The organism is Clostridium estertheticum, from assembly GCF_011065935.2.
GTDB lineage: Bacteria > Bacillota > Clostridia > Clostridiales > Clostridiaceae > Clostridium_AD > Clostridium_AD estertheticum_A.
The window spans coordinates 3,233,881-3,247,822 of sequence record NZ_JAAMNH020000001.1; the positions used below are offsets into that span (position 1 = coordinate 3,233,881).

General features: G+C 32.5%; 13 protein-coding genes. 5 read left to right on the top strand and 8 right to left on the bottom strand.

Going from position 1 to position 13,942, the window contains the following annotated elements; genetic code table 11:
* Positions 1-99 precede the first annotated feature (99 nt).
* From gatE to G9F72_RS15400, 4 genes are all read left to right on the top strand, one after another.
* A complete protein-coding gene (gene gatE, locus G9F72_RS15385) occupies positions 100-2,064 on the top strand; it encodes a Glu-tRNA(Gln) amidotransferase subunit GatE (protein WP_164955532.1) in 1,965 nt (654 codons plus the stop codon).
* Positions 2,061-3,443, top strand: a complete 1,383-nt coding sequence (gatD, locus tag G9F72_RS15390; protein WP_164955533.1) for a Glu-tRNA(Gln) amidotransferase subunit GatD — start codon at positions 2,061-2,063, stop codon at positions 3,441-3,443. The genes gatE and gatD overlap by 4 nt, the downstream gene beginning before the upstream one ends.
* A 100-nt stretch (positions 3,444-3,543) precedes the next feature.
* On the top strand, positions 3,544-3,699 hold the full coding sequence (locus tag G9F72_RS15395) for a lmo0937 family membrane protein (RefSeq protein ID WP_164955534.1): 156 nt from the start codon (positions 3,544-3,546) through the stop codon (positions 3,697-3,699).
* A 231-nt stretch (positions 3,700-3,930) separates the two neighbouring features.
* Positions 3,931-4,083: a lmo0937 family membrane protein gene (locus G9F72_RS15400; RefSeq protein ID WP_164955535.1), complete on the top strand. Its 153-nt coding sequence runs from the start codon at positions 3,931-3,933 to the stop codon at positions 4,081-4,083.
* Between the two features lie 123 nt (positions 4,084-4,206).
* Here G9F72_RS15400 and G9F72_RS15405 read toward each other — a convergent pair whose 3' ends face one another.
* The 4 genes from G9F72_RS15405 to pulA form a co-directional block, all read right to left on the bottom strand.
* Positions 4,207-4,512, bottom strand: coding sequence for a hypothetical protein (locus tag G9F72_RS15405; RefSeq protein WP_164955536.1), 306 nt, complete (start codon positions 4,510-4,512; stop codon positions 4,207-4,209).
* Positions 4,513-4,601: 89 nt separating this feature from the next.
* Positions 4,602-5,546, bottom strand: coding sequence for a TRM11 family SAM-dependent methyltransferase (locus tag G9F72_RS15410; protein WP_164955537.1), 945 nt, complete (start codon positions 5,544-5,546; stop codon positions 4,602-4,604).
* Positions 5,547-5,717: 171 nt separating this feature from the next.
* The gene (locus G9F72_RS15415; protein ID WP_164955538.1) at positions 5,718-6,626 is read right to left on the bottom strand and encodes an alpha/beta hydrolase; all 909 of its coding nucleotides are present in this window, start codon (positions 6,624-6,626) and stop codon (positions 5,718-5,720) included.
* 162 nt (positions 6,627-6,788) lie between these two features.
* Positions 6,789-9,533, bottom strand: coding sequence for a type I pullulanase (pulA, locus tag G9F72_RS15420; protein ID WP_202054816.1), 2,745 nt, complete (start codon positions 9,531-9,533; stop codon positions 6,789-6,791).
* Between the two features lie 313 nt (positions 9,534-9,846).
* On the opposite strand from pulA, the gene G9F72_RS15425 reads away from it, so the two are divergent.
* The gene (locus G9F72_RS15425) at positions 9,847-11,214 is read left to right on the top strand and encodes an MATE family efflux transporter (protein ID WP_164955539.1); all 1,368 of its coding nucleotides are present in this window, start codon (positions 9,847-9,849) and stop codon (positions 11,212-11,214) included.
* 113 nt (positions 11,215-11,327) lie between these two features.
* Here the strand turns inward: G9F72_RS15425 and G9F72_RS27145 are convergent, their stop codons facing one another.
* From G9F72_RS27145 to G9F72_RS15435, 4 genes are all read right to left on the bottom strand, one after another.
* A complete protein-coding gene (locus tag G9F72_RS27145) occupies positions 11,328-11,459 on the bottom strand; it encodes a hypothetical protein (RefSeq protein WP_263486937.1) in 132 nt (43 codons plus the stop codon).
* Between the two features lie 104 nt (positions 11,460-11,563).
* Positions 11,564-11,800, bottom strand: a complete 237-nt coding sequence (locus G9F72_RS15430; RefSeq protein WP_164955540.1) for a TIGR04540 family protein — start codon at positions 11,798-11,800, stop codon at positions 11,564-11,566.
* Between the two features lie 173 nt (positions 11,801-11,973).
* Complete coding sequence (locus tag G9F72_RS27150; RefSeq protein ID WP_164955541.1) at positions 11,974-12,465, bottom strand: EAL domain-containing protein; 492 nt, start codon at positions 12,463-12,465, stop codon at positions 11,974-11,976.
* The gene (locus G9F72_RS15435) at positions 12,404-13,879 is read right to left on the bottom strand and encodes a putative bifunctional diguanylate cyclase/phosphodiesterase (RefSeq protein WP_164955542.1); all 1,476 of its coding nucleotides are present in this window, start codon (positions 13,877-13,879) and stop codon (positions 12,404-12,406) included. The genes G9F72_RS27150 and G9F72_RS15435 overlap by 62 nt, the downstream gene beginning before the upstream one ends.
* Positions 13,880-13,942 lie beyond the last annotated feature (63 nt).

The window sequence follows — 13,942 nt, forward strand, 5'->3', positions numbered from 1 at the left end:
AATGTACTATCATCTAATATTCTTGGAATATAGAAGCTATGTAAAGATATCTAATGACTTTAAGTTTCTAATATATTAATTGTGGAGGATTAAATAAAAATGGAAAATAACTTCATGAAAACCCAAATTAGAATTGGCTATTCCCCTCTTATGCAAACTCTCCCAAAGGTCTACGAGGATTTGGGATTTATGTGTGGTCTAGAGGTCCACCAACAACTAAAGACAGAAAAGAAACTTTTTTGTCACTGCAAGGCTGGTGTATATCAAAAGCATGGGCAATATGATGCCGAGATAGTAAGGCATATGAGACCTACTTTAAGCGAGATGGGTGGATACGATGGCACAGCACTCATGGAGTTTAAGACTAAAAAGAACATTGTGTACCGTATTGCCAATTTGACAACATGCACCTATGATATTGATGATACACCACCTTTTAAGATAAATCAGCAGGCTCTAGGAATTGCCTTAGAGGTTGCATTGCTTCTTAAAACAAATATTGTGGGGGAGTTACATATCACTCGTAAACAATACCTAGATGGAAGTATACCCGCTGGCTTCCAGCGTACAGGCATAATCAGTATTGAAGGACAGATTCCTCTAAAAAATAAGACAATTAGAATCATTCAGCTAAGTATTGAAGAAGATTCTTGTCGTGAGATTTCAGACATTGGTCATGTTAGGGTTTACACTACTGATCGTTTGGGTATGCCACTTATAGAGACAGTTACTTATCCTGATATGAAAACTCCTGATGAAGCGGCTGAAGCTGCCAACTATATACGCTTTCTAAACCGTAGTACTGGTAAGGTAAGGACAGGCATTGGTGCTGCTCGCGCGGATGTTAATGTTAGTATCAATGGTGGGACCAGAGTAGAGATTAAAGGTGTATCTCATATAAGCTACATTCCTGAATTAGTTCACAATGAAGCTTATCGCCAAAAGAGTCTTTTGGAAATCCGTAATGATCTTATAAAAAGGATTCCAAACTTTGATCATTGGAAAATTAATCATGTAATTCTTAAGGGCGACAGCATTACAACAGTATCTAGAAGCTTTAGAGATAATTTAAGTATACAACATAAACTAGTTGGGGTTAACCTACCGGGTTTCAAAGACATACTGTCATTCTTTACTGGGCCCGGTCGAATGTTCTCTGATGAAATTTCTGATAGATTGAAGGTTATTGCTTGTATAGATAAACCAAATATGACCCATTCAGAAGACTTTGATAATGTAAATCAGGATATTAATTTTGAATACCTTAGTAAATTACTTAATTCAAAGGTCAGTGATGCCCAAATTCTCTTCTGGGGCCCTGAGGATGATATTAACACTGCACTCGAGACTATTGAAGAACGTTGCAGGTTAGCCTTTAATGGAGTGCCTAATGAAACTCGTAAATCCTTTGCGAGTGGTACTACTATGTTCGAACGTGTACTGCCAGGTGCCGATCGTATGTATCCTGACACAGATTCAGCACCTATTTCCATTAGTCAAGAACTTATTGATATTGCTGGAAGAAATTTGCCTATTGATGTTGACACTCAAATTACAAAGTTAAATAATTGGAATATACCAAGGGATACTTTTTTCTATATTCTCAGATACAATCTGGTACCCCTTATAGTGAAGATTTGTGATGATTTTAATACCGAGCCTAAATTTGTAGCCACTCTATTGGGCCACAAAATTAAATATCTACAAGGAAAATTCAAAACAGAATTGCCCTTTAATTTTGAAATAATTTATAAGCTTTTTGCCTTTGTAAAAGAGCAAGAAATAGAATCTGAGCTTATATACAAGATGCTACCCGTTATCTATAAACAACCTAAAATGGAAATGAGGTATGTGTTAAAAAGTATTTGTTTTTCTAAGTGTAGTGCGGATAGTATCATTTCACTTATCCCAATTATGCAGGAAAGATTTAAAAGGCTGAAAAATACAAAAAATGTGGAAGCAGAGTTAAATTGGATTATGAAAAATCTACAAGAAAAAGCCATTGGAAATATGCCTCTCCATGAACTTGCAATGGTAATTCGTAAAGGAGGCATAGGCAAATGAGTGATATCTTAAAAGGCTACAAGGGCAAAGCACTAGAAGTTCTAAAAAACTTCAACATGCGCATCTGGAGCGAAGCTGCAATAATAACTACAAGAGGTGATTTTAAAGGGGTTTTACTTCCTCGCTCTGAAAATGATGATGATGTTCACATAGTAATAAAGCTTGCCACTGGCTATAACATAGGAATAGCAGTGGATACGATACAAGATATGAAAGAATATAATTTCAAGGAAATACAATATAAAATTCCAGAAAGGGAGTTCCCAACCGCAAAGAACAAGCATAATATCAAGCTGCTAGGCACTGGAGGCACTATTGCCTCACGTCTTGATTACCGAACCGGAGCAGTTATTCCAGCATTTTCTCCTGGTGAATTGTATGGAGCGGTTCCTGAACTTGCAGATATTTGTAACCTAAGCACTGAGAAACTTTTCGCAGTTTTCTCTGAAAATATGGGACCATTTGAGTATAAGGTATTAGCTGAAGCTATTGGTGAGGAAATCAAAAAGGGTACTCATGGAATTATGATTGGTCATGGAACTGATACTATGAGTCATACAGCAGCGGCTCTATCATTTATGGTACAAAACTCACCAATTCCAATTGTCATGGTAGGTTCTCAACGTTCTTCGGATAGACCTTCTTCAGATGCCACCCTAAACCTAATTCATGCTGCTAAAACTGCTACAGATTCGGATATTGCTGAGGTGATGGTATGTATGTTTGGACCAACATCTGATGAATATGGATTGTTACACCGTGGTACAAGGGTTCGTAAAATGCACTCTTCCTACCGTTCCACTTTCCGTACCATTGGAGACATTCCACTGGCAATGGTAGATAGACAAAAAATAACTCCCCTGAGGCAAGATTACAATCACCGTCGAAATGACAGAAACGTAATTATAAATCCCGTATTTGAGGAGCGAGTATCCCTTTTGTACTATTATCCCAACATGAACCCTGATATAATCGATGCCATGGTTAATCTTGGTTATAAAGGAATTGTTATTGCTGGCACTGGTCTTGGGCATGTAAATAAACTGTTATATCCGGCTATAAAGCGCGCTGTACTAAAGGGAGTTGCCATTTATATGACAGTGCAGACATTGTGGGGATATGTAAACATGTTCGTGTATGATACCGGGCGGGATTTAATGACCATGGGAATGATACCTTCAGAAAATATGCTACCAGAAGTGGCCTACATAAAACTAGGGTGGGCACTTGGACAAACTTCTGACTTGGGTAAAGTTAAGGACATTATGCTAACACCTATTTGTAGTGAGATTACGGAGCGAGAGCCTTATAACGGATATCTAATCTACCAAGGAGGCATTCCTGAGGTAGAGGAATTTATTAAAAAATTTCATAAATAGTTGGAGTCAAAACCACCTTGCATATTTTAGCTATATTTAGGTCATTATAATATTTGAATAGATTTAACAAAAAAAATATATGTGAAAGGTAGTGGTTTATATGGGATTTTTACGTTGGATAGGCGGAATAGTAGTATTCTTTTGGGCTCTAGGCCTTATATTTAGAATTGGTGGCAGTATGATTCATCTGCTACTTATAGTAGCTGCAATAGTTTTTATCGTGGATCTGTTTCTCGGAAAAAGAAGAACTTCATAAACTATTATGATAATCGCTTATGACTCAATTTAAGCACTTTTTTAAAAATAAAAAATAATGCTAACACTATAGTAGTAAAAATCAAATAAGTATATTTGTGCTTAAGCAAGTATGCTTATTTTTCTATTACTTCGTAGAAAAGTATTAATATATTGTAAATATATAAGTTTATTGGTATAATAGCCTCACATATATATTAAGTAAATACATATGTGAAGGGTAGTGTTGTAGATGGGGTTTTTACGCTGGATAGGTGGAATAGTAGTATTATTTTGGGTTTTAGGGCTTATATTTAGGATTGGTGGCGGATTGATTCACACTTTACTTGTAGTCGCTGCAATAGTGTTTATTGTAGATATGATTTCAGGAAAAAGAATAAGATAGTGAACTATTCTATTAATCATATTTTTAATTAAAATTCACAACTTTTTAAAAAAAACAAAAGTTGCCTGTATAATAGAAAGATGGAGTAAGTATATTTGTTTTTAAGCAAATACACTTACTCCATTATAATTTCACCTTTTTAGCAATTCCAGTATATAAATGTTCAAGGTATTCTATATTAACGTCTTGATTTTTCAACATATCTATTCTACTTTTAGCCTTATTTAGACTTTCATTTGCTTCTTCAAAGTCCTTTTGCTTTATACAGGAACTTGCATATTCTAATAAATAATCAACTTTTATCACCACTTGTGCTAAATCTTCTTTATCCTCGTTTACTAGTTTAATCAATAAAGAGTATATCTGGGCGGAACCCTTTGCCTTAAAATTATATAAAAGATCATTATTTCTACTATTTTTTTTTGCCATATTTAATACCTCACTATATTGTGTCAATATCATAATCTATATTATATAATAGTTTCACGTTAAATAACAGGGCTATTTATTTTATCCTATTAACTGCATACGTATATATGTCTTGTAAAGGTTCCTTTTGACACAGTGCATCTTTCATCTATTTTAAACCCCACAGAGGTTATTTGCTGCTCCATATCATCAAAAGTAATGATTACCATTCTATCTGCTATTCGACGGGTACTTTCCATAATAGCTAACTGCTCCTCTGCGGTAATTTGAGTAAATATGCCATAGGGAAGATCAACGATGGCCACATTAAATTTATTTTGGATGTCATTCATGTCACCGATAGTTATTACATCTTCATATCCAAAATACCGAAGGTTTGCCTTGGCATTTTTACCTATGTATGGGTTTATTTCATAACCTTTAATATTAATTCCAATTGAGATAGCTTCAATTAGTACTGTTCCAATGCCACAACAAGGATCGACAACACTACAATCTAGATTATTACCTACAGCTATATTAACAAGGGCCCTACAAACATTCACCTTTAGAGCATTAGAATAAGAAAAAGGCTTTTTATTATGAAATAACCAATCAGAGGCATTGCTTTCACATTCACCAAATATCCATTTATTATCTACTTTTGTGATACCAAAAGTTATTTCAGGATTTTTCATTTCAGCTTCTCCCAGTATATTAAAGCCTATTTCAAATTCAATGCTACGTCCTTCATGAAAGCCCATGATTTCATCAGTGGCATTGATATAAGTAACCTTATAATTTACACTAGCCAGTTTGTCCATAACAATTTGATCAATAATTTGCTTCATTGTTTGTCCAATATACATTATGGAAATGCACTTTTTTATAAAAGGACTTCTAGAGAGATCCACGTAGATATCAGAAAATAAGTGTTTTTCATGGAGTGGTTTATTAAAAAGACATTTTATTTCCATTTTACATAGACTTTCTTCATCTTTGGAATAATTTGTTGTATATAAGTAATTGTTATCCTTTTGTACTAGCTGAAACATTAAAGCGCACCTTCCTTTCTACAATATAAAAACCACCTTATAAAGGTGGTACGTTATTTATATTTTTACTTATAGTATCAGTATATCACAATACTTAGGGATTATTTGAACTTTTGTGAAAATTGTTTAACTATCCCTTCCGAAATTTTCTTGTGAATATTATCTGCTGTGCTAGATTATGTTTATAGCTTTTAAAAACCCATCAACTTTTTTTTCATATTCATCTTTGTTCTTCCAATATGCTTCCGCGTGACCGGTACTGGGTGCAATATATATTTCTTTATAGCCCTTCTTTACTGCGTACATTTGATTACACATAAAAGTAGGCACATAATCATCTTCTTCACCATGAATAAACAATATTGGAATTTCTACTTCAGGTAGAGTAGTTATAGGTGAAACATCTTTGAATTCCCATCCAACTCTAATTTTACTTATTTTACTTGCTAATTTTACTAAAGGAAGCTTTTTTATATTATAATCTTTTTCTAATCTATGTTTAAACAAATCTTGTGCATCAGAGTATCCACAGTCATCTATACAAAAGCTAATTCGCGGGTCTATTGCAATATTTTGAAGAGCTATACCAGCGCCCATAGACTCGCCAAGCAAACCAACTATAATATCCTTTCCTAATTTATCAAATATCCAATCTGTGCATTTTTTCAAATCAAACTTTTCGTAATAACCATAGGAAGTATTTTTCCCACCACTTAAGCCATGATTTCTATGATCATAAATAAAAACAGAAAAGCCTCTTTTTAAAAACATATCCATGTATTTTACAGAACCATATAAACTCCAAGTTATTCCATGACATAAAATTATAGTTTTTTTTGAATCTTTATTTGGAAAGAAGAAACCATGAATTTTATAACCATAATTTGAATCTAGATATACTTCTTGTTTTTCCAAGTTATTAAATCCCTCTACTTCTATTTTACCTTTTTCTATTTCATAATCGTAGGTATAATTATATTTTGCAACTTTAGGAGATATAATAATACTAGAAAAGTGCCAACCTACTATAATAATAGCAATAATAATTAAAATTAATATAAAAATCAGTGTTTTTACCATCTTAAAATCTCCCTTTTTAATCCGATTTACATTCTTATTATAGACATGTCTCCAAATAAAGTAAATAAGAACAAAATAAATTCTGTAGAATCTTATGGATAACCTAAAAGTCCTTATATTTTACTATAAGGACTTTTAAAAAATATACAATATGTTGTAATTCTAAGCTTTCTTTCTACCCTTTAAAAACAATATTATGTAAGTAACTCCACATAATGCAAGTATAGTATAAATCCAAAAGGGTAAGGATGTAAATATATTCTCAGATGCATTATAAATTATAATTGAACTGAGTGCAGGTACTACTAATAAATCACCCTTAAATTGTTTTATAGTTTTAACACCTGATTTTTCTCCATTTACTACAATATTCCACGTGCTTTTCTTAGATAATTTAATGGTTATATCTTCTCTATTTGCATTAAAAGCTACTACGATGTCAGACCAAGTATCCATATTAGCATTGTGAGCTATTTCATATGCTACCACGTTTTCTGGAGCTGCTAAAAATTTTAAATTTTGTTTAATCATTTCCGCTGAAGTCATTCTGAAAGCAGGATGTTCCTTTCTTAACTTTATCAAACCTTTGAAATAATTAACTGTGTCAACGTTTTTAGATTTTAGTGTCCAATCTAGCTTATTTACAGTATCATTAGACTTATATGAGTTATTATTTCCACCTTTTGTTCTTAAAAACTCCTGTCCCGCTTGAAAGAAGGGAATACCTTGTGACGTAAGCACAATAGAATCTGCCATTTTGTGCATCTTTAATCTTATTTCATTACTATCCTTTGGGTTTGTTAAAAGTAGTTTATCCCATAATGTATTATTATCGTGAGCCTCGGCATAAGTTACAGATTGAAGCGGGGCAATCTTTCCCCAGGTTTTTATAAAACTCGAATAATCAATTCCTCCAACTATTCCTCTTTTAATATCTGCCTCTCCATAAGCATTACCATTCACAAAACCCTTGGCCTTTGCATCGAATACACTACCTTTTATGCCATCTCTTATAGTATCGTTGAAAAGTGATATTTCAGGCATTTTACTGGCATTTTTTTGTGTTGCTTTTGCATCGTTTAAAAGAGTGGTACCCATATCCCATCCTTCTCCAATAATGAGAATTGATGGATCTAAACTGCTTAGTTTTTTCCTGATTTCATTCATTGTCTTTATATCAAGTAGGCCCATAAGGTCAAATCTAAATCCATCTAAATTATATTCTTTTGCCCAATACATCACAGAATCCACAATGAATTTCCTTGCCATTACATTTTCTGAAGCAATGGTATTTCCACAACCACTCTCATTTGAAACCGCACCATCTTTATCGTATCTAAAGTAATACCCAGGTACTAATTTATTAAAATTAGAATCATTGCTACTATACATATGATTATAAACTACGTCCATATTTACCCTTAATCCATTGTCGTGAAGAGATTGTACTGCTTGTTTTAATTCTCTAACCCTCGCAACCGGATTGTATGGGTCAGTTGAATAACTTCCTTCAGGCGCATTGTAGTTTTTAGGATCATAGCCCCAGTTATATTGTGCCTTAGTTGACGTTTCATCCACACTAGCGTAATCAAATATTGGCATAAGTTCCACATGTGTCACTCCTAAATCCTTTATATAATCAACACCTGTCCGCTTACCATCAGTTCCTTTTGTTCCTTTTTCAGTAAAAGCCAAATATTTTCCTTTGTTTTCCATGCCACTGTTTTTGTCTATAGAAAAGTCTCTAACGTGTAATTCGTATATAATAGCATCATTTAAATTTGTAAAATTAGGCTTTTCACCTGGATTCCATGTTTCAGGATTTGTTCCCTTTAAGTCTATAACCGCACCTTTGTCTCCGTTTGCAGCCACAGAACGAGCATAAGGATCCACAGCTTCTGTCCAAACGCCCCCAATATTAACTTTATATGTATAAAAAACATTCTTTTGATCTCCATTTAAGTCAAGAGTCCAAGTTCCCTTTTCACCTTTTTTCATACTAGAGTCAATTCCGCTTTTATCATTCCACTTTTCATAGGTTACAAGCTTTACCTCAGTTGCTGTTGGCGCCCATACCCTAAAGCTTGTTTTACTTTTGGAATAAGTATTGCCTAAATCATTTCCTTCATAATAAAACAATTTTTCGAAACCTGCACTTTTCATTACATCTCCAAACACCACTTCCTTATCCGGGAAGCCTAACTTTGAGACTGTAAATTTTTTACTTAGGTTCACATTTTCACTAAGCTCTATTTTGGCAACTGTTGTAGTACCCATTGTTACTTGATCACTTGTTACTTTTTTTATAGTTAAATTTTCTCCATCTGACTTAACTGTAATTCCCTCATTCCCTTGTGATGTAAATGGAAATGCTACGTTTGTTTCTATGCTTATGCTATTCATGTCATCTATTTTTGCAACTGTAAATTCACCTGGTTTCTCTATTGCAGTTACAGGAATTACTGGCAATTTGGTATCTACTGAATTAGCTTCGGCTAGAGAATAATATACTTTAGGGTCCCCTCCTTTAAGCCAAACTTCTCCAACCCTATTATTAAATTGCTGTATAAATCTATCATCAACAGTGTCTTTTTCCCCTTCATCCGTGCGCACAATAAATCCTACTTTATTAAGATCTCCATCAAAGTTAGTTTCACAGATCTGACCAAATTCGTCCTTGCCATTAAATTCAAACTTACTTCCATCTTTTTTATCGGGCCACATCCACATGTTCCATTTTAAATCACTGGCTGTGGTTTTAGCATAATGGACAATTATCTTTGTTTTGCCATTTTGGGCAAAAGTTTGAACACTGGGCATTAATAAAAGCAATTCTGTAATAACTAAAACTGCCGCAAGAAAAATGCTAAGTGTCTTACTTTTGTTCGTCCCTATCTTGAAGTTCATAAATTTCCTCCTCGAAAAAAAATAAGATTATGGTGTTCTAATCTATATTTCTCTAGTTTCTGTAATTTTGTAGTTTTCTAGTAAAGTATTCTACGTAAAATTAATAAACCCTTCATTCATCACAAATTATTATATAAATATAAAATAATATTAGATATTTATTATATAATGACTTGATTTATCTTTTTTGTATAATATTTTTAAATTAGTAATAATAAATTAAGTAGTTAACTTATCAGTTTAAATTAAAAATGATATAATGGATAATGTGCTTACTATTATAACACTTTTAATGAAATTGGGGGATTAATTTATGGACATGAAGGAAAGAAAGAATCTTATACTACAAGGTTCAATGTACAAGGTAATAATAACCTTGGCAGCACCAATAATGATTAGTAATTTAATACAGACTTTATATAGTTTAATTGATGGAATTTGGGTAAGTAAATTAGGTTCAATACAATTTGCAGCTGTATCCTTTGTGTGGCCAGTTATGTTCCTATTTATATCTATAGGAATTGGATTATTTATTGCAGGAACATCAATTTTATCTCAATTTATCGGTGCAGCAAAATACGACAAAGCCTCGCAATATTCCTCTCAGCTTATTGCCATTGCAGTTGTGTGTGCTATTTGTTTTTCATTTGTAGGATATTTAATGAGCCCTGTTATAATAAATGTTATGGGAGCAAAGGGTGATTTGGCTCATTATAGTGAGATTTTTTTAAGGATAACTTTTTTAGATATGCCCTTTACCTTTTTATTTTTCTGCTTTAATGCCATTATGAGTTCACAAGGGAACACTTTAACACCTACTATATTAAGCTCTATAAGTGTTATTATAAATGCTATTTTAGACCCCATATTTATATTTAAATTTAATATGGGCATTGCAGGGGCCCCTATAGCTACTATTACATCAAAGGCTCTTCTTGCCGGCGCTGGATTATATATATTGCATAAATCCACTTCAAAAATAAAACCAAGCTTTAAAAACTTTAATTTTGATAAAAAAATATTAAATAAACTATTTAAGGTTGCCATACCATCTGCTATTGGACAAACAGGTTCAGCACTTGGTTTTATAATCCTTAATGGGTTTATTGTATCCTATGGAACTTCAACACTTGCTGCCTTTGGTATGGTGAATAGAATTACTTCGCTTATTATGCAACCTGCTATGGGAATTGGCGCTTCACTAACAGCTATTGTTGGACAAAATCTTGGCTCCGGTCAATTAGAACGGGTTAAAGAAGCTTTTGTTAAGGCTTTAAAACTTACCATAAGCATTTCAATTTTAGGATGTATAGTGCTTATATGGCAAGATAAACCAGTAGTAAATTTTTTTATACGCTCTAAGGATGACAATCGGGTAATATCTGAAGCTATTGTTTATTTAATTTATATTTCTTTTTCAATGCCCCTAATGGGTATATTCAGCGTATTTCAAGGTATATTTCAAGGATCCGGCCACACGAAATACTCCATGAATATGGAAATAAGTAGACTTTGGTTTGTAAGACTTCCTATGATATTGCTTTTTAAATATTTTACAACCGTTGGCTCCACGGGAATATGGATTTCTATGAGCTCAAGTAACTTAATTATCTGTTTGTATGGGTACTACCTCTATAGCAAGGGTGGATGGCAGGAAGCAATAATTAGAACTAATGATTAAATCACCATCCGCGGTGATGAACTGCCACTAAGATGTTAAGGATAGCAAGTAACTAACTTTAAATTAGTTATTTGCTACCCTTTTTTAATTTAATCATAAATCATTACTTATATTTATTGTCCTCTTGAGTTACCTCTTACAGTTTTCTTTGGTGTTGGTAAAGGAGTTTTAATGTCACCTTTAGATTCTTGACCATTAGAAGACTTGTTATTACTTGAGGGAAAGGCCGGTTTATTTTTAGCCATTATAACACTCCTTACTATTTAATGATTTTACTTTTAATATATTATATAATTATATGGATATATATACAAGTAATTTATGCGTAATCATTGTTTTTAACTACGAATTAACTTTGTCTTTCTGAGAATACCTTATTAATAATCTCTACTCTAGAAATACCTAAAACATTAGATATTTTTAAAGATATGTTTCCATCCTTATAAAGCCTATCCTCGTTTGCATTAATTAAAATGTTAATTTTTTCTTCTAGCTTCTCATATGTCATAACATCGTCTAAATAAAAATCTACTAAATCCTTTAAACACGCTGCTAAGGCTTTTGGGTCCTTATAAACTTTTCTCATAATGTACTCCTTATAATTCATTTTAATGTATATTTCTTCTTGTGTATGTAATTATATTATATCCTAATACATTTAATATTTAAAGATATCTTTAATAAATAATTTTTCATTTTTCAAAGTATTGAGAATACAAACTGTACTAATTTTGATTTTAGCATATATTTGGTTATATATTAGCTAGCCAAACTCTCTTTTAGTAGCTTAGTTAGTTCTATCTCAGGAACGGGCTTACATGCAATATACCCTTGAAACATATCGCAATTATTATTTTTTAAATAATTTAATTGATCAACTGTTTCCACACCTTCGCCGATAACACTTAACCCTAACTGCTTAGCTAAAAGAATTATAGCTCCTGCCATGCTTTTTACATCATCTTCAGACTCTATATCATCAATAAATGATTTATCTATTTTTATAGTATTTATCGGTAACATCTTAAGATATGTAAGCGAAGAATATCCACATCCAAAATCATCCAAAGCTATTCTGATATTATTATTTCTTAATATCTTCAATTTTTTAATTACCAAATCCATTGATTCCATCAATACGGTTTCTGTAATCTCAATTAGTAATAATTTCGGAGAAAGCCCAATATCCTTAAGAGTACTTAAGACAAAATCTGTAAAATCTTTTTTGCAAAAGTTGAAGCGCTGAAACATTTACAGAAACATAAAAATTTGTGAAGCCACTGTCATAAACAGATTTTGCATACTTACAAGCATTAATAATCACCCATTTCCCTATTTGTATTATGCTCCCATTTTCTTCGGCCGCCCTGATAAACTTATCAGGAAAAATAAGCCCGTTTTCAGGTTGTCTCCAGCGAATCAGGGCTTCAAATCCATGAATACCCCCTTGTTCAACACCAATTATTGGTTGGTAATATAGCACAAACTCATCATTTTCTATAGCTCTATGTAGATTTTCTTGCATTTTTGCTTTTTCCATTGCAGTATCACCCATTGTTTTTTTGTAAAAAGTATGTGTGTTTTTTCCTAACTCTTTAGATTTATACATAGCTGTATCAGCATTTTTTAGAAGTTCTTCAAAAGTGGTCCCGTTGCTCGGATAAAAAACAATTCCGCTACTATGGGTAATACGAAACATATTCCCATTAATAAAAGTAGGAGTGGCTAAGGTCTCAATCAAAGTTTTAGAATAGAGTTCTACTTCACTCTTATCCAGAGTATCTTTGATTAAAATGATGAATTCATCCCCTCCAAGCCTAAATGCCATTGTATTTTCATTTCGGATTTCACTCAATCTTTCACCAACATAAACTAAAAGCTTGTCTCCAGTTGAATGACCATAAGAATCATTCACAAATTTAAAATTGTCTAAATCCATAAAGAATAATGCAAATTTTTTATTGGTCTCCTCGCATTTTTCAATTTCCTCAGTTACTATTTCACACAGCTTAACTCTATTGGGAAGGCCTGTTATAGAATCATAATAAGCTAGATAATTGATTTTTTCTTGTTGGTCTTTTATTTTAGTAATATCAGTAAAAGCTCCAAATACTACAGTAGCAGATCCATTTTCATCAAACTCACACTTAGTATTGGAGCGTAACCATTTATAACATTCATTTTTAGACTTTACTCTGTATTCAAAAGATTCTATAGCAATTTTTTCTTGGATTTGTTTTTTAATATTTTTCTTTACCCTTTCAATATCTTCTGGATGAACAATATCAAACCAAGCATTAAAAGGTTCCATCTCCCAACTTTTATAACCAAGAATATCATACAGTTTTTCAGAGAAAAAACGTTTTTTAGCAACCAAGTCGCCCTCCCAAATAATGTCCATGGTTGACTCTGCTACAATTCTATATCTTTGCTCACTTCTCCTAAGTTGTTCTTGATTTTCTATTAATACTTGTAAATTTTCCTTTAACTCTTCATCAGATGAAGCCATTTCCTCGTAGATAGCTGTAACCTCTTCATTTTTTATCATAAGTTCTTTCTCCGCCTTTGTTCGCAGATAAATATTTCTTGAAAGAACAGAAACTAATATTAAGAGAAAAACTATTAAAGCTATTACAAAATATATTAATGCACTATAAATCTCCATTTGTAGCTCCTTATAATTAAGTATTTTAGTTATATATTCTACATAATTACTTGTTTTTCCTTC